Origin of the sequence: Azospirillum sp. TSO5 (assembly GCF_003116065.1) — a bacterium.
In the GTDB taxonomy this organism is placed as follows: Bacteria; Pseudomonadota; Alphaproteobacteria; order Azospirillales; family Azospirillaceae; genus Azospirillum.
The window spans coordinates 58,110-77,861 of sequence record NZ_LGQY01000040.1; the positions used below are offsets into that span (position 1 = coordinate 58,110).

The 19,752-nt window shown below is 68.0% G+C and carries 18 protein-coding genes; 9 read left to right on the top strand and 9 right to left on the bottom strand.

Annotated features, from left to right (window positions below; genetic code table 11):
* The first annotated feature begins 323 nt into the window (after positions 1–323).
* Together TSO5_RS12710 and TSO5_RS12715 are read left to right on the top strand one after the other, a co-directional pair.
* The gene (locus TSO5_RS12710) at positions 324–1,190 is read left to right on the top strand and encodes a 3-hydroxybutyryl-CoA dehydrogenase (protein ID WP_199230878.1); all 867 of its coding nucleotides are present in this window, start codon (positions 324–326) and stop codon (positions 1,188–1,190) included.
* 207 nt (positions 1,191–1,397) lie between these two features.
* On the top strand, positions 1,398–2,438 hold the full coding sequence (locus tag TSO5_RS12715; RefSeq protein WP_109151939.1) for a nucleotidyltransferase domain-containing protein: 1,041 nt from the start codon (positions 1,398–1,400) through the stop codon (positions 2,436–2,438).
* 27 nt (positions 2,439–2,465) lie between these two features.
* On the opposite strand, the gene TSO5_RS12720 is transcribed toward TSO5_RS12715, so the two are convergent.
* From TSO5_RS12720 to TSO5_RS12750, 7 genes are read right to left on the bottom strand one after another with little or no spacing between them, the layout of a single operon-like run.
* A complete protein-coding gene (locus tag TSO5_RS12720) occupies positions 2,466–3,536 on the bottom strand; it encodes a glycosyltransferase (protein ID WP_109151940.1) in 1,071 nt (356 codons plus the stop codon).
* Positions 3,533–4,627 carry a glycosyltransferase gene (locus TSO5_RS12725; RefSeq protein ID WP_109151941.1) on the bottom strand — a complete coding sequence of 365 codons (1,095 nt, stop codon included), beginning with the start codon at positions 4,625–4,627 and terminating at the stop codon, positions 3,533–3,535. The genes TSO5_RS12720 and TSO5_RS12725 overlap by 4 nt, the downstream gene beginning before the upstream one ends.
* On the bottom strand, positions 4,624–5,748 hold the full coding sequence (locus TSO5_RS12730; protein ID WP_109151942.1) for a glycosyltransferase: 1,125 nt from the start codon (positions 5,746–5,748) through the stop codon (positions 4,624–4,626). The genes TSO5_RS12725 and TSO5_RS12730 overlap by 4 nt, the downstream gene beginning before the upstream one ends.
* The gene (locus tag TSO5_RS12735; protein ID WP_247870731.1) at positions 5,745–6,833 is read right to left on the bottom strand and encodes a glycosyltransferase family 4 protein; all 1,089 of its coding nucleotides are present in this window, start codon (positions 6,831–6,833) and stop codon (positions 5,745–5,747) included. The genes TSO5_RS12730 and TSO5_RS12735 overlap by 4 nt, the downstream gene beginning before the upstream one ends.
* 47 nt (positions 6,834–6,880) lie before the next feature.
* On the bottom strand, positions 6,881–8,173 hold the full coding sequence (locus tag TSO5_RS12740) for a TIGR04295 family B12-binding domain-containing radical SAM protein (RefSeq protein ID WP_109151944.1): 1,293 nt from the start codon (positions 8,171–8,173) through the stop codon (positions 6,881–6,883).
* Positions 8,173–9,255, bottom strand: coding sequence for an SDR family NAD(P)-dependent oxidoreductase (locus TSO5_RS12745; RefSeq protein WP_109151945.1), 1,083 nt, complete (start codon positions 9,253–9,255; stop codon positions 8,173–8,175). The genes TSO5_RS12740 and TSO5_RS12745 overlap by 1 nt, the downstream gene beginning before the upstream one ends.
* On the bottom strand, positions 9,252–10,364 hold the full coding sequence (locus tag TSO5_RS12750) for an SDR family NAD(P)-dependent oxidoreductase (protein ID WP_199230879.1): 1,113 nt from the start codon (positions 10,362–10,364) through the stop codon (positions 9,252–9,254). Before TSO5_RS12750 ends, TSO5_RS12745 begins: the two co-directional genes overlap by 4 nt.
* 440 nt (positions 10,365–10,804) lie before the next feature.
* Between TSO5_RS12750 and TSO5_RS12755 the strand changes: the two genes are divergently transcribed.
* The 6 genes from TSO5_RS12755 (at position 10,805) to TSO5_RS12780 (ending at position 16,794) form a co-directional block, all read left to right on the top strand.
* The gene (locus TSO5_RS12755; RefSeq protein ID WP_247870729.1) at positions 10,805–11,794 is read left to right on the top strand and encodes a myo-inositol-1-phosphate synthase; all 990 of its coding nucleotides are present in this window, start codon (positions 10,805–10,807) and stop codon (positions 11,792–11,794) included.
* An 8-nt stretch (positions 11,795–11,802) separates the two neighbouring features.
* On the top strand, positions 11,803–12,411 hold the full coding sequence (locus TSO5_RS12760; RefSeq protein WP_109151948.1) for a histidine phosphatase family protein: 609 nt from the start codon (positions 11,803–11,805) through the stop codon (positions 12,409–12,411).
* Positions 12,408–13,193: a TIGR04290 family methyltransferase gene (locus TSO5_RS12765; RefSeq protein ID WP_109151949.1), complete on the top strand. Its 786-nt coding sequence runs from the start codon at positions 12,408–12,410 to the stop codon at positions 13,191–13,193. The genes TSO5_RS12760 and TSO5_RS12765 overlap by 4 nt, the downstream gene beginning before the upstream one ends.
* A complete protein-coding gene (locus tag TSO5_RS12770) occupies positions 13,190–14,119 on the top strand; it encodes a beta-xylosidase (protein WP_109151950.1) in 930 nt (309 codons plus the stop codon). Before TSO5_RS12765 ends, TSO5_RS12770 begins: the two co-directional genes overlap by 4 nt.
* Positions 14,120–14,220: 101 nt before the next feature.
* On the top strand, positions 14,221–15,639 hold the full coding sequence (locus tag TSO5_RS12775; RefSeq protein WP_109151951.1) for an alginate export family protein: 1,419 nt from the start codon (positions 14,221–14,223) through the stop codon (positions 15,637–15,639).
* Between the two features lie 90 nt (positions 15,640–15,729).
* Entirely contained in the window at positions 15,730–16,794 is a 1,065-nt protein-coding gene (locus TSO5_RS12780) for a potassium channel protein (RefSeq protein WP_109151952.1), read from the top strand.
* Here the strand turns inward: TSO5_RS12780 and TSO5_RS12785 are convergent.
* On the bottom strand, positions 16,782–17,861 hold the full coding sequence (locus TSO5_RS12785) for a saccharopine dehydrogenase C-terminal domain-containing protein (RefSeq protein WP_109151953.1): 1,080 nt from the start codon (positions 17,859–17,861) through the stop codon (positions 16,782–16,784). The genes TSO5_RS12780 and TSO5_RS12785 overlap by 13 nt on opposite strands.
* Before the next feature lie 240 nt (positions 17,862–18,101).
* Here TSO5_RS12785 and TSO5_RS12790 point away from each other — a divergent pair, with 240 nt between their 5' ends.
* The gene (locus TSO5_RS12790; protein ID WP_109151963.1) at positions 18,102–18,869 is read left to right on the top strand and encodes an NlpC/P60 family protein; all 768 of its coding nucleotides are present in this window, start codon (positions 18,102–18,104) and stop codon (positions 18,867–18,869) included.
* Here the strand turns inward: TSO5_RS12790 and cobA are convergent.
* Positions 18,786–19,559: a uroporphyrinogen-III C-methyltransferase gene (cobA, locus tag TSO5_RS12795; protein WP_109151954.1), complete on the bottom strand. Its 774-nt coding sequence runs from the start codon at positions 19,557–19,559 to the stop codon at positions 18,786–18,788. The two genes, TSO5_RS12790 and cobA, sit on opposite strands and share 84 nt — an antisense overlap.
* Positions 19,560–19,752: the final 193 nt, after the last annotated feature.

The window sequence follows — 19,752 nt, forward strand, 5'->3', positions numbered from 1 at the left end:
TCTCTCCCATGGGGCTTGGTCCGCGACCCGTCGCCGCGGTTGACCAAGGAGAGAGCAAGCGGCGTGCCATAATCAGTTCGCTGCGCAAACAGTTGAAAAGCCTGGACCCGGCCTTTCCGACCACAGATTTTTTCGGCGGAAATCCGCCGTCCCGGCTCTAGCAGTCGGCGGATTTCCGCCGATGGCAGGGCTGCGGCAGGTCGCCGCGCCGGGTGGAGCCCGCCTTGCCGCATACGACAAGTCATCGCAGCGCAACGAAAAAACGTGTAGAAGATGCTGCATCTGCGAACCAACGCACGCGCTCAACGATAGGGACAAGAAACATGGCCGAGAGCATGGGAATCGAGACCATCGGCGTCATCGGCGCCGGACAGATGGGTAACGGCATCGCCCAGGTCTGCGCCGTCGCCGGCCTGACGGTGGTGATGACCGACATCTCCGAGGCAGCGGTGCAGCGCGGCCTGTCGACCGTCGCCGGCAGCCTGGACCGTCTGGTCAAGAAGGAGAAGATGACCGCCGCCGACCGCGAAGCGGCCCTGGCGCGCATCACCGCCACCACCGACAAGTCGAAGCTGGCTGCTTGCGATCTGGTGATCGAGGCCGCGACCGAGAACGAGGACCTGAAGGTCAAGATCCTGAAGGATCTCTGCGCGACCCTGAAGCCGGAGGCGCTGGTCGCCACCAACACCTCGTCGATCTCCATCACCAAGCTGGCGACGGCCACCGACCGTCCGGATCGCTTCATCGGCCTGCACTTCTTCAACCCGGTGCCGCTGATGGCGCTGTTGGAGATCATCCGCGGCATCCAGACCAGCGACGACACCCACGCCAAGGCGATGGCGTTTGCCAAGCGCGTCGGCAAGTCGCCGATCACCGCCAAGAACAGCCCCGGCTTCGCCGTCAACCGCATCCTCTGCCCGATGATCAACGAAGCGATCTTCGCGCTGCAGGAAGGCATCGCCACGGCCGAGGACATCGACGCCGGCATGAAGGCCGGCTGCAACCACCCGATCGGCCCGTTGGCGCTCGCCGACCTGATCGGTTTGGACACCATGCTGTCGGTGATGGAGGTCTTCTATGAAGGCTTCAACGACCCGAAGTACCGCCCGGCCCCGCTGCTGAAGGAGATGGTCGACGCCGGCTTCCTCGGCCGCAAGACCGGCCGCGGCTTCTACGACTACAGCAAGTAAGTGTCGGTGGGAGGGGGCGTTACGCCCCCTCCCTGATCTCCCACGCTCCCTGTTGCGAACACCCTGCCAATAGACTGTTTCAGCTCGGTTTCTACGAAATTCCGGAACACGCTCCCATTCTGTAGAAAACCGCATAAGGCATTGAAAGTCGCCAGTTTCTACGGAAATATGAAGAAGCGTACTTATCCGTAGAAACGAGGAGACCAGATGCCCGAACTGCTCCTGATGACCGCGAACCAGCGCCGCATGCTCGTTGACACGCGACAGCTGTGGGACGCTTGGCGGGCCGCTTGGCGACGCCGCGCCGGGTACGCGGGCAGCCTGTCGTGGAAGGAGGAAAAGGGAGCGGATTATCTGGTGAAGGTGTTCGACGATCCCGGCACCGGGGTCCGTAAGATGCGGAGCCTCGGGCCGCGGTCGCCCGAGACGGAACGCATCTACGAGGAGTTCCGCACGGGGAAGGAGGAGGCCAAGGAGCGGCTGGACTCCTTGTCGCGAAGGCTGTCCGAGCAGGCCCGGTTGAACCGGGCGGTCGATCTCGGCCGTGTCCCGACCATCGCCTCGAAGATCCTCCGGCGGCTCGATCGCGAAGGGCTGCTCGGGCACAACGTCTACGTCGCCGGGACGAACGCGATCTACGCCTACGAGGCGGCGGCCGGGGTTTTCGTGCGGACGGACCTGCTGGCGACCGGCGACCTCGACATCCTGATGGAGGCGCGGGCGAGGCTGCGGCTGACGGTGACCGGCGAGGAGCCCGCCAGCGTCATCGATGTCCTGCGCTCGGTTGACCGCAGCTTCAAAAAAGCGGACGAGGCGTCATTCCGGGCCGTCAACCGCGATGGCTACTACGTCGATCTCATCAAGGCCGCGGCGAACCCGCCTTGGCGGGACGAGCGGGAAGGGTTCGGCGAGGGCGACCTGCTGGCCTCGTCAATCGTGAACATGAAGTGGGTTGCCAACGCGCCGAAGTTCGAGGCGGTCGCCGTCGGCGAGGATGGCCAGCCTGTGCCGATGGCCTGCCCCGACCCCCGAGCCTTCGCCCTCTACAAGCTCTGGCTGGGGACGAAGGACGACGGGCGCGATCCGGTGAAGCGTGCCCGCGACGTGGAGCAGGCCCACACCGTGGCCGCCATCGTGACGCAGCATCTGCCGCAGCTCCCATTCGAGCCGGAGCACCTGAAGTGCTTCCCGAAGCCTGTCGTCGATTTCGCGTCCGAGGGCGACGATCCGTTCTTCAAGCCGTTCTGAAGCACACCGCAACGCACGAATCGCCGCTTAGGTGGGGGCAAGCCCGCGCTCCATCGCCGCGACCAGTTCGCGTTCCAGCGTCTCGGCCCGGTGCGCCGCGGTGTGCGCGGCCAGGATCCGCCGGCGCGCCTGCTCGCCGATCTCGCCCTCCGCCGCCGGGCGGCGCAGCACCTCCAGGACCTCGTCGGCGCTTTCCGCCAGGATGATCTCGCGGTCCGGCTCCAGCAGTGTGTCGATGCCATCCCAGATGTCGGAGATGATCGGCGTGGCGCATGCCGCCGCTTCGAACAGGCGGACGCTGGGGCTGTAGCCGGCGCGGATCATGTCCTCGCGCGTCACGTTCAGCGTGAAGCGGCTCGCCGCGTAGAAGGCCGGATGGTCGGCCGGCGGCACATGGTGCAGCCGCTCCACATTGGCCGGCCAGACGATGTCGTCGGGATATTGCGGCCCGGCGACGACAAAGCGCAGGTCCGGCGCCCGGCGTGCCGGCTCCAGCAGCAGGCGGTCCAGCGTCGGCTGCCGGTCGATGCTGTAGGTGCCGAGATAGCTGAGGTCCCAGCGCTTGGGCACCGGCATCGGCGCATAGGCCTCCGCATCGACCGAGCAGTAGAGCGCCCTTGCGGCCGGCGAGCCGTATTGCCCCATCAGCCGGTCGAGCGTCGGCCCGCCGGTGAAGGAGAAATACACATCAAAGCCGGGGATGATTTCCGGCGCGAGATACTCGTAATCGCCGCGCTCCAGCTTTGCCAGCGTCACCGGCGTGTCGATGTCGTAGAAGGCGACGACACCCCGCGCCGCCTCCTGCGCCCAGCGCCCGACCGCCACCCCCTCCGGCACGTAAGATCCCACCAGCACCGCATCCGCCCCGGCGACGGCGGCGGTGAAGCGCTTCAGATCTTCAAGGTCCGTATAGAAGGCCAGCTCGCACCAGCCCGGATTCGGCAGGTCGCGGTTGTCGGCGTACCAGGGCACGTCCCGCTCCAGAAACAGGATCTCGTGCCCGCGTGCCGCAAAGGATTTCAGCAGCGCGCGGAAGGTGGTGGCGTGCCCGTTGCCCCAGGAGGAGGACAGGCTGAGCCCCAGGACGACCAGCTTCATGCCGCGCTCCGTTCCCGGCGGGCGGCCAGCGCGCCGCGCAACAGCTGGTCCACCTCGACCGCCCGGCGGGCATAGGTGTGGCCCGCCAGAATGCGGCGCCGTGCCGCCTCGCCGATGGCGCGGGAGCGTTCCGGCGTCAGCGCCCGCAGATGCTCGGTCACGTCCTGCCCGTCGCGGGCGACCAGCACCTCCTCGTCCGGGGCCAAGAACAGCTCCACCCCCTCCCAGGCGTCGGTGATCAGGCAGGCGCCGGCGCCGGCCGCCTCGAACACGCGGGTGGCGGGGGAGAAGCCGACCTCCGCCATGCTGTCGCGGGCGATGTTCAGCACCGCCTTGGCCGAGGTGTTGAAGGCGTTGTGATCGGCGGTGCCGACATGGCCGATGTGGGTGACGTTGCCCGGCAGGCCCTTGGTCTCCCAGCCGCTGCCGCCGATGATGTAGCGGGCCTCCGGGTTGCGCGCCGCCGGCTCCAGGAAGAAGCGCTCCACCCGGGCCTCGCGGTCGGGCAGCCGGTTGCCGAGGAAGTTCAGGTCGGCGCGGAAGCGGTCCTGCGGCGGCACCGGATGGTGGGTGGACGGGTCCAGCGCATTGTAGATCGGCCGGCAGACCGGCGCCCCCATCGCCTCGTAGGCCGACACCACCGGCGGCCCGCCGCCATAGGTCAGCACGAAGTCCAGCTCCGGCAGACGGCGGCGCAGCACATGGTCGGGCGCCTGCCGCAGCTCCGCCAGCGTCGCCGGGGCGTCGACGTCCCAATAGATGCGCAGGGCCTGCGGGTCGGCGGCATCCATCACGCCGTCCAGCAGTTCATTGTCGAAGACGCCGACGCCGTTGGCCTTGACCACCACATCGGCCTTCGCGGCTTCGGCGATCACCGCGCGGCAGGCCTCCGGCGTGGCGTCATAGACGACGACCTTGGCATAATCCGGCGGCTCGATGTCGCGGTGCTTCTGGCGATCGAAGGCGTCCGGCTCGTAGAAGGTGATGTCCCAGCCATGCCTGGCCAGTTCGCTCAGCATGCCGCGGTAATAGGTGGCGGCGCCGTTCCAGTAGGAGGACAGCAGGCTCGACCCGTAAAAGGCCATCTTCATCGGGCGGACTCCTCGAGAACCGGTTCTTTTTGATTGCCGCGCAGGCTGCCGACGATGGACAGCAGCTCATCGACGCGGTGGGCGCAGGTGTGGCGGGCGCGGATCGTCTCCAGCCCGTTGCGGACCAACTCGGCGCGCAGCTCCTCGTCCTGGTCGACGGCGCGCAGATGGGCGGCCATTTCCTCGCCATCACGGGCGAACAGGAAGTCGCGGCCGGGGCGGAACAGCCCCTCGGCATCGCTCCACGGCGCGCTGACCAAGGGGATGCCGCAGGCCAGCGCCTCGAACACGCGGATGGTCGGGATGCCCGGCAGCCTGTCGACATAGAAGCGACGCGGCACATGGACGGTGACGCGGTGGCGGGCGAAGATCTCCGGCGCCCGCGCGTTCGGCAGCCAGCCCTTGTAGGCGATGCCGTAGCGCTTCAGCGTCGCCAGTGCGGCGGCCGGATAGCGCACGCCGTAGATCTCCAGCGGCAGCCCGGCGTCCCTGGCCGGCGCGAACAGGAAGCGTTCAAGCTCCTCCGTCCGCTCGCCGTCGCCCCAATTGCCGATCCACACCGCGCCCGCTCGCGGCCCTTCTTCAGCCGGCGGGTGGAACAGCCGGATGTCGGCAGCCTCGTGCCAGACGAAGACGCGCCCTTCCCAGCCCCAACGACGGTAGACGGCGGCGAGCGTCTCGCCGAAGGCCAGCACGCCGTCATAGCCGGACAGGTCGAACGCGTTGATCGCCTCAGGCTCGCTGGCCGCGCGGTGGTGGGTGTCGTGGAACAGCAGGGTGAAGCGCCCGTCGCGCCTGCGCGCCTCCCCCACCGCCGCGACCAGCGCGGGATCGTTCCATTCATGGACGATTACCAGATCGGCGCCATCGCAAGCCGCCTCCACGTCGAAGCCCTTCGGCATGGTGCGCGAGGACAGCTCCGGATAGAGCGTGCGATAGGCGTCGAGCCCGGCCTCGCCATGGTCGGCCAGCAGGTTCTGCAGGCTCCAGGCCCCTTCCGGTTCCAGCACCTGCACGTCATGGCTGCGGGCGATCAGGTCGCGCAGCACCCCGCGCAGAAAATGGGCGTTGCCATGATTCCAGCAGGAGGCCAGCGAATGGGTGAAATAGACGATCCTCACGCGATCACCTCCGAACGCACGGGATGCGTCACCGACCGATAGACGTCGAGCATCCCGGCGGTGAGCCGGTCCATGTCATAGCGGGCGGCCCGTCGGCGGGCGGCAGTGCCGAGCCGCCGGGCCTCCAGCGGGTCATCCAGCAGCCGGCGCAGCGTCGCGGCCAGCGCACCGGCATCGCCCGGATCGGCAAAGATGGCGGCGCCGTCCCATAACTCTCGGAAGCTGGCGATGTCCGACAGCACCAGCGCGCAGCCAGCCTGCGCCGCCTCCAGCACCGTCAGCCCGAACGGCTCGTAGAGCGGCAGGGAGGCGAAGACCGGCGCCCGCGCCATCCATCCGGCGACCGACGCGCCATCCAGCCGTCCCAGCGCCCGCGCATGGCCCAGCGCCACCCGATGCCCGGTCGGACTTTCCAGCGGCCCGGCGGCGAAGACCGGCACGTCCAGCAGTTTCGCCGCCACGTCCAGCAGCGCGACGTTCTTGCCGCAATCCCACAGCCGCCCGGCGGTGAAGACAAAGCGCTCCCGCCCCATCGCAGGCCGCCGGGGGCCGGCCTTGCGGGCATAGCGCCCGTTGCGCACCACCACCGGCGGCGCCACGCCATAGAGCGCCGCAGTGGCTTCGGCAAAGGCGGCGCTCGGCGCCACCAGCACGTCGCAGGCCTGATAGCCGCGGCGCAGCAGCTCCGTCCGCCAGCGGAAATCCTCCGGCATCTCGCCGCCGCGCACCGCCACCCACCAGCTTGCCATGCAGGAATGGCAGACGCCGACGACCGGCATGGTGAAGCCGGCGTCGGCGGCCAGCGCCGGACTGTTCAGATGCACCACGTCGGGACCGAGCCTAGCCGCCAGATCGCCCAGCGCCTCCGCCGTGCGGCGCACTGCGGCCTCATCGGGAGCAGTCCAGTCGAGCGCCAGCCCGGTATCGATCAGCTCCAGCCCGTCCACCGCCGCGGCAGCGGCGACCTGATCGGGGTGGGGCGACGGTCCCAGCACCGCCAGCGTCACCCGCGTCCCCTGCCCCGCCAGTTCGCGGGCCAGATCCAGCGCATAGGTCCACACCCCGCCGACGCTGTCGGCCGTCATCAGCACATAGGGTGGTTCCGCGGGCGGCAATAGTCTTTGGGCACTCGTCAGCGGCAGGAGCATGCCGCCTCCAGTTCCGTCAGCGGCAAGGGCTCGTCCTCCTGGATGTCGCTCAGGCGTTCGAACTGGCCAAGGTAATGCTCGTGCGCCCGCTCCCACGCCCGGTCGTCCGGCTCGCCCCACAGGCGGCGGTAATCGGGCGAGGCCGGGTAGGGGTAGAGCGGCACCGGGTCGTTGGCCCACACCCCGGCGGCCAGCAGCTTCTCGCGCCAGGCCTTGACCATGTCGGCATCGTCGCCGGCCACGGCGATCAAATTGGCCTGGACGAAGGGCACGCTGCGCCGGGCATGGATCAGCCGGTCGGCCAGATCGTCGGTGCTCATCCGGCATTTCTTGTCGAGCGAGGCGCGGCCTTCCTCGGTCAGGCTTTCAACCCCGGCCTCGATCGACACGCAGCCGGCCGCCCCCAAGAGGTCGAGCATCTCCGGCTTCCACAGATCGATGCGCGTCTGCACGCCGAACTCGATCGGCCGCTCCACCAGCGCCTCCAGCAGATCGCGCCGGGGCAGGAAGATCTCGTCGATGAAATAGACGTAGCGGACGCCGGCCGCGATCAGCCCGTCGATCTCCTGCAGGATGATGGCGGTGTCGCGCCGCCGGTACTGGTCGCGGAAATCGATCTTTGCGCAGAAGCTGCAGTTGTACGGGCAGCCGCGCGACGCCTCCACCTCCGCCCCCGGCCCGACCGGCTCGGTGCCATAGCGGTGGTGGTGGTGCGGATGGCGCTGCAGCCACTCCACCGGCCAGGACAGCGCCGGCAGGTCGGTGAAGCGCGCGGCATGCGGCCCGCCGGTCACCACCAGATCGCCGTCCCGCTGGAAGGCCAGCGCCGGCACCTCGTCCAGCACCAAACCGTCCGCCAGCTTGGCGACGATCTCCTCGCACTCCCCGCGCACCACCAGATCGACGCCGAGCTTGCGCAAGGTCGGCGCCGGGGTGGTGGAGCCGTGCGGCCCGACCGCGACGGTGCGCCCACCGCGCCCGCCCAGCGCCGTCAGGAACTCGCGCGGCACCCGCAGCTCCGGCTGGGCGCAGCGCCAGAACAGGTAGGTCGGCGCCGTGGTCAGCACGGTCATGTCGGCGGCGAAGGCAGCGACCCGCTCCGCCATCTCCGCGTTCGACAGCCCGTCCAGCGCACCGTCCAGCAACAGCACCTCGTGCCCGGCCTGCTCAAGCAGCGCTCTGCTGTATCCCAGCTCCAGCGGCAGATGCGCTTCGCGGCATCCGAAATAGATGCTGTGGTCGAAGCTCCAGGCCGGGTTGACCAGCGCAACCCTCATCAGGCGGCCTCCACCGATGGCGACACGGTTTGGGAAGCCGCTTCGGCCACGCCGCTCTTCTCCGCCCGCAGCCATTCGGCCAGCAGGGCCACACCCCGCTTCCAGTCGGTCGGCTCGGCCAGCCCCAGCGCGTGGCGCGCCGCGCGGGTGTCCGACACGTAGTAGCGCTGGTCGCCGGCCCGCCAGTCGCCGTAGCTGACCTCCACCTTGCGGCCCATCAGATACTCGATGTGGGCGATCAACTGGCGCAGGCTGATGGCGTTCGCCGCCCCGCCGCCCAGGTTGAAGGCGCGGCCCTTCACCTGCTCGATCCGCTCCCAGGCGGAGACATAGGCCTGCACCGTGTCGGCGGCGAACAGCACGTCGCGCACCTGCCGGCCGTCGCCATAGATGGTGATCGGCTCGCCGTTCAGCGCGCGGATCAGGAAATGGGCGACCCAGCCCTGATCCTCCGTCCCCATCTGGCGCGGGCCATAAATGCAGCTCATCCGCAGCACGGCGGTCGGCAGGTCGAAGCTGCGGGCGTAATCCAGCACATACTGGTCCGCCGCGCCCTTGGAGCAGCCATAAGGGGTGTGGAAGTCGAGCGGCCGGACCTCCGACACGCCATGCGCGCGGATCGCCGGATCGACGGGCGCATAGGCGTCGTCCACCAGTTCCAGCGGCACGTCGGCGAGGTCGCCATAGACCTTGTTGGTGCTGGCGAAGATCACCGGCGTCCGCTTGCCGGTTCGGCGCACCGCCTCCAGCAGGGACAGGGTGCCGCGGATGTTCACCTCGAAATCATCGACCGGGTCGACCATGCTGGTGGTCACCGCGACCTGGGCGGCCAGATGGAACACCGCCTTGGCGTCCTTGGCGGCATCGGCCAGCGCCTGTTCGTCGCGCAGGTCGGCGGTGACGGCGCTGATGCGCGACGGGTGGCGGGCCTGCAGCCAGCGCAGGTTGCGCTCCACCCCCGGACGGCGCAGCGCGTCATAGATCAGCACGTCATGCCCGTCCGACGCCAGCCGGTCGGCAAGGTTCGATCCGATGAATCCGGCGCCGCCGGTGATCAGAACCGGGTTCTTGTTGCCGCTCATGCCACCAGACCCCGCTCTTCCAGTTCGCGGCGGGCGTCGGCGACGCGGTCCTGCGCCTCCTGCCGGGCGACCCACTCGGCCAGCTCGGCCAGCCCTTCGGAGAAATCCTCCTTCCGGTCATAGCCGAGCACGGTGCGGGCCTTGGTCAGGTCGGGGATGTTGTGGCGGATGTCGCCGGCCCGCGCCTTGCCGGTGATGTCCGGCGTCAGGTCCGGCCGGCCCATCGAGGCGGCCTGCATCAGCGCCACCTCCTCCACCGTCCGCTCCTCGCCGGAGCCGATGTTGAACACCTCGCCGTTGGCGGCGGGGTTGTCCAGCGCCAGCAGGAAGGCGCGGGCGACGTCGCGGACATGCACGAAGTCGCGGCGCTGCTGCCCGTCCTCGAAGATCATCGGGCGCTGGCCGTTGGCGATGCGCGAGGCGAAGATCGCCAGCACGCCGGTGTAGGGGTTCGACAGCGCCTGCCCCGGCCCATAGGCGTTCCACAGGCGAAGGGCCGACCCCTCCATCCCATACTGCGCGGTCAGCGTCAGCGTCAGCCGTTCCTGCACATATTTGCCGATGGCATAGACCGACTTCAGCGCCGGGCGCTTGCTTTCCGGGGTGCGCACCGGCACCAGCGGCCGGCCCTGCTGGTCGAGCGGATCCCAGGAACCGTCGGGGTTGCGGGCGCCGCGGACGACGTCCTCCATCAGCGTGCCGTCGGCGGTGCGGTACAGCCCCTCGCCATAGATGCTCATCGACGACGCGACGACCACCCGGCGCACCGGCTTGTTGATCAGGCGCTGGAACAGCACGGCGGTGCCGTAATCATTCACCGAGGTGTAGCGGTCCACCGCATACATGCTCTGGCCGACGCCGACCTCGGCGGCGAGGTGGATCACCGAATCGACGCCTTCCAGCGCACGGGCGACCATCGCCTCGTCGCGCACGTCGCCGACCAGCAACTCCACGTCGGCATCCAGTTCGTCGGGGCGCTGCCGCGTCGGGTGCACCTGTTCGATCAGGCTGTCCAGGACCCGGACACGGTCGCCGCGGGCAAGCAGGGCCTTGGCGACGTGGCGGCCGATGAAGCCGGCTCCGCCAGTGACGAGAACGGTCTCTCCCACAAGTCCCTCCGAGGAATTTGATACGATTCTTGACGTTGACGTGCGGAAACAAGGGGCAGGGCCTGCGGACATCGACACCGCGAGCCCCCCGCTCGTCCCCGCAAGTTGCCCAGGGCACCCTGTGCGGTTTTATTTCAGGACCGGCTCGCAACTCAGTGTCGGAGTCACGTCGGCCGTACTGTCGACGTTAACACCGGCGTGAAAAATTGCGCACCTCGTCCAAAAGGCTTGCTACCAACGACAGATCTTCCGATGACTCCTTTTAAAGTCTACAAATATCCGCGCTCCGTGAAATGACGTGCATTTAAGGACGGGAGATCTCAGTGACTGGGAAAAAGCTCCGGGTAGCAATAGCTGGTGTCGGGAATTGCGCATCATCTTTTGTACAAGGGATATGCTATTATGCTGACGCCAAAGCCAACGAGCCGCCCCCGGGGCTTATGACTGTCGATCTCGGCGGCTATCACGTTGGAGACATCGAGATTTCTGCGGCCTTCGATGTTGCAGCCTCGAAAGTGGGGTTCGATGTCGGAGAGGCTATTTTCGCACCACCTAATAATACTTTCCGTTTTGCCAAGCCGCCGCGCTTCGGCGTGCAGGTGGACCGCGGCCCGACGCTGGACGGCATCGGCAAGTACCTCGCCGGCGACATCACCGAATCGGAGCAGCGGCCGGTGAATGTGGCGGAAACCCTGCGCCGCACCGGCACCGACATCCTGGTCTCCTACCTGCCGGTCGGGTCGCAGCAGGCCACGGAATTCTACGCCGAACAGGCGCTGGAAGCCGGCTGCGCCTTCGTCAACTGCATCCCGGTCTTCATCGCCTCCAACCCCGTCTGGGCGCGGCGCTTCGCCGAGCGCGGGCTGCCGATCATCGGCGACGACATCAAGAGCCAGGTCGGCGCCACCATCGTCCACCGCATGCTGGCCAACCTGTTCCGCGAGCGCGGCGTGCGGCTGGACCGCACCTATCAGTTGAATTTCGGCGGCAACACCGACTTCAAGAACATGCTGGAGCGTGAGCGTCTGGAATCGAAGAAGATCTCCAAGACCCAGGCCGTCACCAGCCAGCTCGACGTGCCGCTCGATCCTGATGACGTGCATGTCGGCCCCAGCGACCATGTGCCGTGGCTGACCGACCGCAAATGGGCGCATATCCGGCTGGAAGGCACCACCTTCGGCGGCGTTCCGCTGAATGTGGAGCTGAAGCTGGAGGTCTGGGACAGCCCGAATTCCGCCGGCATCGTCATCGACGCGGTGCGCTGTGCCAAGCTGGCGCTGGATCGCGGCATCGCCGGCCCGCTGGTCGGCCCGTCCAGCTACTTCATGAAGTCGCCGCCCGAACAGTTCACCGACCACGAGGCGCGGGAACGCACGTTGCGCTTCATCGCCGGCGAACCTGTGGAGCCCAAGCCGACCCGCCTGATGTGAGCGGCGGCATGGAAACCATCTTCATCCTGATCCGCCACGGCTCGCACGACCGGCTGGGCTCGGTCCTGTGCGGCCGCATGGCGGGCGTGACGCTGAGTGCCCAAGGCCGGGCGGAAGCTGACTTGCTGGCCGATCGCCTGTCGGGCCAACGCCTGACCGCCGTGCTGTCCAGCCCGCTGGAGCGCGCCGTCGAGACCGCCACCCCCATCGCCGAACGGCAGTCCCTCCCCCTGACCATCGAACCGGCGCTGAACGAACTCGACCTCGGCGCCTGGAGCGGCAAGCGGTTCGAGGAGCTGCACGGCGACCCCGCCTGGGACCTGTGGAACCGGGCGCGCAGCCATGGCCGCCCCACTCCCGGCGACACGCCCGGCGAATCGATGGCGGAGGCGCAGACCCGGATCGCGTCCCTGCTCGACCGGCTGCGCCGCGCCCATCCCGGCGGCACGCTGGCCCTGGTCAGCCATGGCGACATCATCAAGGCGGCGCTGGCCCACGCCATGGGCCTGCCGCTCGATTTTTACGGGCGATTCGAAATCAGCCCGGCTTCCCGCAGCGTCCTGATCGCCGGCGATTGGGGGCTGAAGGTCCACAGCATCAACGAGGGTGCGGCATGACGAGCCTGACGGCCGACCAGATCCGTGAACGGGTGGCCGAACTCGGCGACTGGTTCCACAACATCGACCTCAACGGCGTGCGCACGGCGCCCAACCATTTCCTCAACGACTACCCGAACGTGAAGTGGAAGCGATTCGAGCACACGGTGCCGAAGGATTTGACCGGCCGCACCGTTCTCGACATCGGCTGCAACGGCGGCTTCTATTCCATCGAGATGAAGCGCCGCGGCGCCGACCGGGTGGTCGCCATCGACTTCGACGACCGCTATCTGGCCCAGGCCAAGTTCGCCGCCGAGGTGACCGGCCAGGACATCGAATTCCACAAGATGTCGGTCTATGACGTCGCCAAGCTCGGCGAAAGCTTCGACGTCGTGCTGTTCATGGGCGTACTCTATCACCTGCGCCACCCGCTGCTGGCGCTCGACCTGATCCACGACCATGTCGCCAAGGATCTGATGATTTTCCAGTCGATGCAGCGCGGCTCGGCCGAGGTGGCGCCGGTGCGCGCCGACTATGACTTCTTCGAACAGGATCACTTCGACGATCCCGGCTATCCGAAGCTGCATTTCATCGAACACGAATACGCCCGCGACTGGACCAACTGGTGGGCGCCCAACGCCGCCTGCGCCGAGGCCATGCTGCGCAGCGCCGGCTTCGCCATCACCGAACATCCGGAACGCGAGGTCTATGTCTGCCGCCGTGTCGACCGCCCGACCGAGGCCGGGGCGGTGTACCCGGCCCAGCCCAAAGAAGACGCCGTGACGAAAGGGACCGAGGGATGATCGAAGCCGCCAAGATCTGGAACGAGCCCAACAACAAGTCGCACTGGGACCCCAACCTCGACCCCGAATGGGACCTGTTCGCCCGCATGACAATCCTGGCCGGACAGGCGATCCGGGCGGAGAATTCCACCATCACCCGCGTGCTGGGCGGCATGTCGCCCATCGACCCGTCCTTCGTCCGCCGGCTGGAGGAGCGCGGCGTGTTGGAGGAGGTGGACGTGGTGGCGGTCCATGGCTTCCCGCTCGACTGGAATCTCTGGCAGATCCATGACTGGCCGAACAAGATCGACGAGATCCGCGCGGTCACCAATAAGCCGATCTGGGTGACCGAGGCCGGCGTCTCCTCCTTCGGTGCCGAGGAGGTGCAGGCCTGGGGCGTCAAGCGAACCGCCGAACTGCTGATCGGCAAGGTGCCGCGCATCCACTGGTACAGCCTGTACGACCTGCCCAGCCATTGGGAGGCCACCACCCGCCACAAGGAGGCGGAGGGGTCGTCCTACTACCGCCATTTCCACATGGGGCTGCTGCGCGCCGACGGTACGCCGAAACCGGCGGTGGAGGCCTTCGCCCCGTATGCCGGCCAGATGGGCATCTGCCAGTGGTTCCATTACGAGGATCACCGGCTTGACGAGGCGGTGGCTTGGCTGAAGCGCTTGGGTGTCCGCCACCTGCGCACCGGCCTGTCCTGGGCCGACAGCTTCCGCCCCAATGCGCTCGACTGGTTCGACCGCCAGATGGAGGCGCTGGCCGATTTCGAGGTCACCGTCACCTTCTGCTTCACCCCCGAACACCGCGGCGTCGAACCCCACCACACCAGCCCGCCCCAGGTGGCCGAGGAGTTCGCCGAGTTCTGCGCCGCGATGATCCGCCGCTACGGCACCACGCGGACGGCCGATTCCGCGACGCCGATGGCGGCGGTGGGGTAAGGCCGCGCGCAGAACCGGCAAAAGCGGTTCGGAAGGAGCAATCACCCGGCCCGGCATCTCCCTAGGATCGGTGCAGTCCAGCGCCATCACGGAGATGCCCCATGTCGGCCCGCCTTCGCGCGGCGGCGGTTGCCCTTTTGCTGTGGATCGGTCCGGCCTATGCGGCCCATCCGGCCGATCCGCCGCCGCTGACCAACACCCGCTTCGACGAGGATTACCGCTACCTGCTCTCGCCCGAGGCCCGCTCCGGCGCCTATTGGGAGCGGTTCAAGGCGATCCCGGTCACCGGCGACGGCACCGCCTCGCTCTCCACCGGCCTGGAGCTTCGCCTGCGCAGCGAAGCGATCCGCAACAGCAGTTGGGGCCAGGACGAGCCGCGCAACGACGCCTACGGTCTGTGGCGTGCCCTGCCCTATGCCGACCTGCGCGTCGGCCAGAGCCTTCGCCTGTTTGGCCAGCTCATCATGGCCGGCACGGCGGGCAAGCTGGACCCGCTGGCACCACCCGACGCCGACCGCATCGACCTGATGCAGGGTTTCGCCGACCTGAACGCCCCGCTCGGCGATGCCCAGGGCACGCTGCGCGTCGGCCGCCAGATGCTGGCCTATGGGTCGGAACGGCTGATCTCCATCCGCTATGGCGCCAACGTGCCCCGCTCCTTCGACGCGGTGAAGGGGATCGTCAGCGCCGGACCATGGCGGGTCGACGCCTTCTATGGCCGGCCGGTCCAGCCGACGCCGGAGCTGTTCGACGACGGCCGCGACGCCAAGCGCACGGCATGGGCGCTCTACGCCACGCGCCCGCTCGATCTGGGTTGGGGGGGCAGCGCCGGCCTGGACGCCTATTACATCGGCTACCGCAACCGCCGCGCCGCCTTTGACTCCGGCAGGGGCAACGAACTGCGCCACACCATCGGCCTGCGCAGCTTCGGCAAGGCCGCCGGCTGGGACTGGAACTGGGAGGCGATGGGCCAGTTCGGCCGCTTTGCCAATAATTCCTCTGGAGGCGGGTCGATCCGCGCCTGGTCGCTCGCCACCGACAGCGGCTACCGCTTCACCACGCTGCCGCTGCAGCCGCGCCTTAGCCTCAAGGCCAACATCGCCAGCGGCGACGGCAATCCGCGCGACGACCGGCTGGAGACCTTCAACCCCCTGTTCCCGCGCGCGAAGTATTTCGGGGAGCTGACGCCGATCGGCCCTTACAACCTGATGAACCTGCACCCGTCGCTGGATTTGGCTCTGTCCGACGAGTTCAGCCTGTCCGCCTCCGCCATCGCCTATTGGCGCGAAAGCCTGGATGACGGCGTGTACGACCTGACCGGCGGCCTGCTGCGCTCCGGTGCGGCATCAAAGGCGCGCTATGTCGGCACGCAGGGCGAACTGGTGCTGTCCTACAGCTCCGGCCGCTCCTTCGAGGGGCTGATCTCCTATTCGCTGTTCCGCCCCGGTCCCTTCCTGAAGGACAGCGGCCCGGCCAAGACCATCCACTTCGCCGGAATGGAGGCGGTCTTCAAATTTTAAAGGCGCGGCTCCCGCGACCCGAACGCGGTTTCGCGCGTTCAGACTATCGGGCGGAAAGCCCGAACGGACGAACAGCGGAAACAGGATCCGGTGGAGCGGCGAATACAGGACAGAAGACGAGGCAAGCCGTCCCTGAAGAAGGGGCGGCTTCTCCATGTCCGCTCCGGCCTGTCGGCGGAAAAGACGCTGCTGCTGCGCATCGGGATCGTCGCCGTCCTGATCGCGCTGGTCATCGCGGTGTTCTGGTTCGACCGTGACGGGCTGAAGGACCAGATCGACGGCACCATCAGCTTTCCCGACATCCTCTACTTCGCCATGATCACGGTGACCACCGTCGGCTATGGCGACATCGTGCCGGTCAGCCACTCCGCCCGCCTGATCGACGCCTTCGCCGTCACCCCCATCCGCATCTTCATCTGGTTCATCTTTCTCGGCACCGCCTACGAGCTGGTGGTGCAGAGGATCGTGGAGGAATTCCGATTGAGCCGCATTCAGAAGCAACTGCAGGGCCACATCGTGCTGTGCGGCTTCGGGCACAGCGGATTCATCGCGGCGCAGGAGACCGTCTCGAAGGGCCATCCCGCCGACCACATCGTCGTCATCGACGATTCGGAGGACCGCATCCAACTGGCCGCCGACGCCGGCTTCATCGGCCTTCTCGGCGACGGCACCAGCGAAGAGACGCTGACCAAGGCCTGCGTCGGCAAAGCCAAGGCGGTGATCGTCAGCACCGGTCGCGACGACACCACCATCCTGGTGATCCTGACCGTGCGCCACCTGTCCGCCGCCACCAAGATCGTGGCGAACATCAGGCAGGAGGAGAACATCAAGCTCGCCAACCTCAGCGGCGCCGATCTGGTGGTGTCGCCGCCGAAGATCGGCGGCTACCTGATGGCCGACGCGGTGGAGACACGCTACGCCACCCCCTTCCTGTGCGACCTGATGTCGACCGGCGGGCAGATGGTGCTCAGCGAGCGGCGGGCGGAGCCGGACGAGGTCGGGCTGACGATGGCGGAGGTCACCGGCGGCATGGTGGTGCAGATCCACAGCCACGGCCGCGACATCCCCTTCACCGAACGCAACCGCTACATCATCCAGCCCCAGGACACGCTGCTGATCATCAGCCCGCCTGCCGACAGGGTTCAGCCCTTGTAATGCCGGCCGAAGCGGTTGTTCAGGAAAGCGTCCAGCGGCACCTGCTCCTGCCGGATGAAGCCGGCCTGCGGGATGGAGCCCTCGCGCAGCAGGTCCAGCACGGCGCAGATGCCGGCGGCGGTCGTGACCTGGATGGCGCTCCAGGTGCGGCCGGCGATCTGCTTGCTGTAGATCTTGGTGGCGAAGGTCTCCTGCCGCAGTTCGCCCTCCTGAATGCCGGTGGCGGTGGCCAGCACCAGGACCACGTCCTGCAGGGTCAGCGGCACCGCCGTCTCCAGCACGTCCTTCAGCAGGTGGCGCCGCTCGCCCAGCCGCAGGTCGCGGATCAGCAGGCGGACGATGTCGCGGTGGCCGGGATAGCGCACCGTCTTGTAATCGAGGTTCCGCACCTTGCCGGCCAGCGTCTCGCACAGGGAGCCCAGCCCGCCCGAGGTGTTGAAGGCCTCGTAATCGACGCCGTCCAGCGCGAAGCGCTCGTCGCCTTCCAGCGGCATCACCTCGTGCGGGCGGCCGTCGACGATTGCCTCGCACGGGTTGCAGTATTCGTTGATGAGGCCGTCGGTGCTCCAGGTCAGATTGTACTTCAGGGCATTGGTCGGGTACTGCGGCAGGGCGCCGACGCGGAGATGCAGGTTGTGCAGTTCGTCGAAGCGGCGGGCGAGGTCATGGCCGACGATGGAAATGAAGCCCGGCGCCAGACCGCATTGCGGGATCAGCGCGCTGTTGGCGGTCTCCGCCAGCGACTTCACCTTGCGGGTGGCGGCGACATCCTCGGTCAGGTCCAGGTAATGGGCGCCAGCCGCGACGGCGGCGGTGGCGATGGCCGGGGTCAGGGTGAAGGGGCAGGCGCTCAGCACCGCATGCTGGCCGGCCATGGCGGCGCGCAGAGACGCCGGATCCTCCACATCGACGCGCGTCACCCGCAGCCCGGCCTGTTCGGCGCGGGACAGCAGCGCGTCGTCCCGGTCGCCGATGGTGACGGCGAAATCACTGGTCTCGGACAGCAGCGTGCCGATCATCGACCCGATCTTGCCGGCACCCAGAACCAGAACCTTCATCGTTGCCATCTCTCGCGCTCCTCTGTTCAGCCGTATCCGTGTTGGCGAGCCAAGCTGACGATTTGGCTCGCACACAAAAGGTGCCGGCTGGAACGGCCGGGCTGAACCGGGCAATGCGCCGGTCACGCTGGAGATTTCCGGCGGAATGACGGAAACGCCGTTGAAATGACGGATGCGCTTTATCCCTCGCGTAGCATCGGCAGCGGCGCTATCGTCGCAGCCGGTTTTCACCAAGCCCGGCCCGCACCCATGACCACGCGCCAACTGACCGCCCCGCACGCCGTCCTGCTGGAGGAGCCGCAACAGGGCGTCCCTCAGACCAGCGAGATGATCCGCGGCGAACGCTTCCGCATTCTGGAGGAGCGTGACGGCTGGCTGCGGGCCGAGAACGCCTTCGACGGCCATGTCGGCTGGCTGCCGCCGGGCACCGCGCATCGGGAGCCGGTGGCCCCCACCCACCGCGTGCGGGCCCTGCGCGCGGACCTGCATCCTGGGCCGACGCACCGGGCGCCGCCGGTGGTGACGCTCAGCTTCGGGTCGCTGGTGACGCTGGACGGCCGGGCCGAGAATGGCTGGGTCGGCACCGACGACGGGCTGTGGCTGTTCGCGGGCTGGCTGGAGCCGGTGGACGCCCCTCCCGCGACCGATCACCTCGCCACCGCCCTGCGCTTCCTGGAGACGCCCTATGTCTGGGGCGGGCGCAGCAGCTTCGGCATCGACTGTTCCGGGCTGGCGCTGACCGCCATGGCGGCGGCCGGCGTCGTTTCACACCACAGCAGCGGCATGCAGCGCAAGGACGAGCGGCTGGGGACGTGGCTGTCCGACGACGGTCGCGGCGTTGACTATCAGCGCGGCGACATCGTCTTCTTCCCCGGCCATGTCGGCCTGATGGTGGACGGGACGAACCTGCTGCACGCCACCGTCTTCACCATGTCAGTCGTGATCGAGCCGCTGAGCGAGGTCGCCAAACGCGCGGAGATCAACGGAGTCCGCCGCCCCAACCTTACGCGGGCGTAGCGCCTCCCCCACCAGCAGCAGGGTCGGCCCCTTGCCGGCGGCCACCCCCTGCTCCGCCATCCGGCCGAGCGTCGTCCAGTAACGCCGCTCGTCGGCCCGGCAGCCGTTTTCCACCGCCAGAACCGGCGTGTCGCCCGGCAGCCCGGCCTCGGTCAGGCCCTGGCCGACCGCGCGCGCCTGCTCGCGTCCCATATAGATCGCCAGCGTGCCCTGCGGATCGGCCAGCCGCGCCCAGTCGGGCTCGAACCGCTCGCCGTCGCGGCCATGGGCGGTGACGAAGGTGACGGCGCGCGACACCCCGCGCCTGGTCAGCGACAGCCCGGTCGAGGCGGCACAGCCGAGCGCAGCCGTGATGCCGGGGATGACGCGAACCGGAATGCCGAGGCTGTCGAGATGCTCGATCTCCTCGCCGGCGCGGCCGAACACCATCGGGTCGCCGCCCTTCAACCGCACCACCCGCTTGCCGCGCCGGGCATGGAAGGCGATCAGCGCGTTGATCTCGCCCTGCGGCAACGAATGCCGTCCCGAGCGCTTGCCGACACAGATGCGCTCGGCCTTCGGATGGGCGAGGTCGAGGATGCCGTCGCCGACCAGTGCGTCGTAGAGCACGACCTCGGCGGCGGCGAGCGCCTTGACGGCAGCGACGGTAAGCAGGTCGGGGTCGCCGGGGCCGGCACCGACGAGGGTCACTTGCCCGCACTGATCTTCGCCTATTGGGCGTTTCGGTATGCACGCATCTCGCCGAGCGGAACGAGATCCCCTCTCCCCCCCGGGGAGAGGGTTAGGGTGAGGGGGACGCACGGCGGCCCTTTCCCAAAAATCCAGTATGTGCATCCCCCCCCCCCCCACCCCCTCCCCCGGGGGGGGGGGGGGGAAGGGGGGG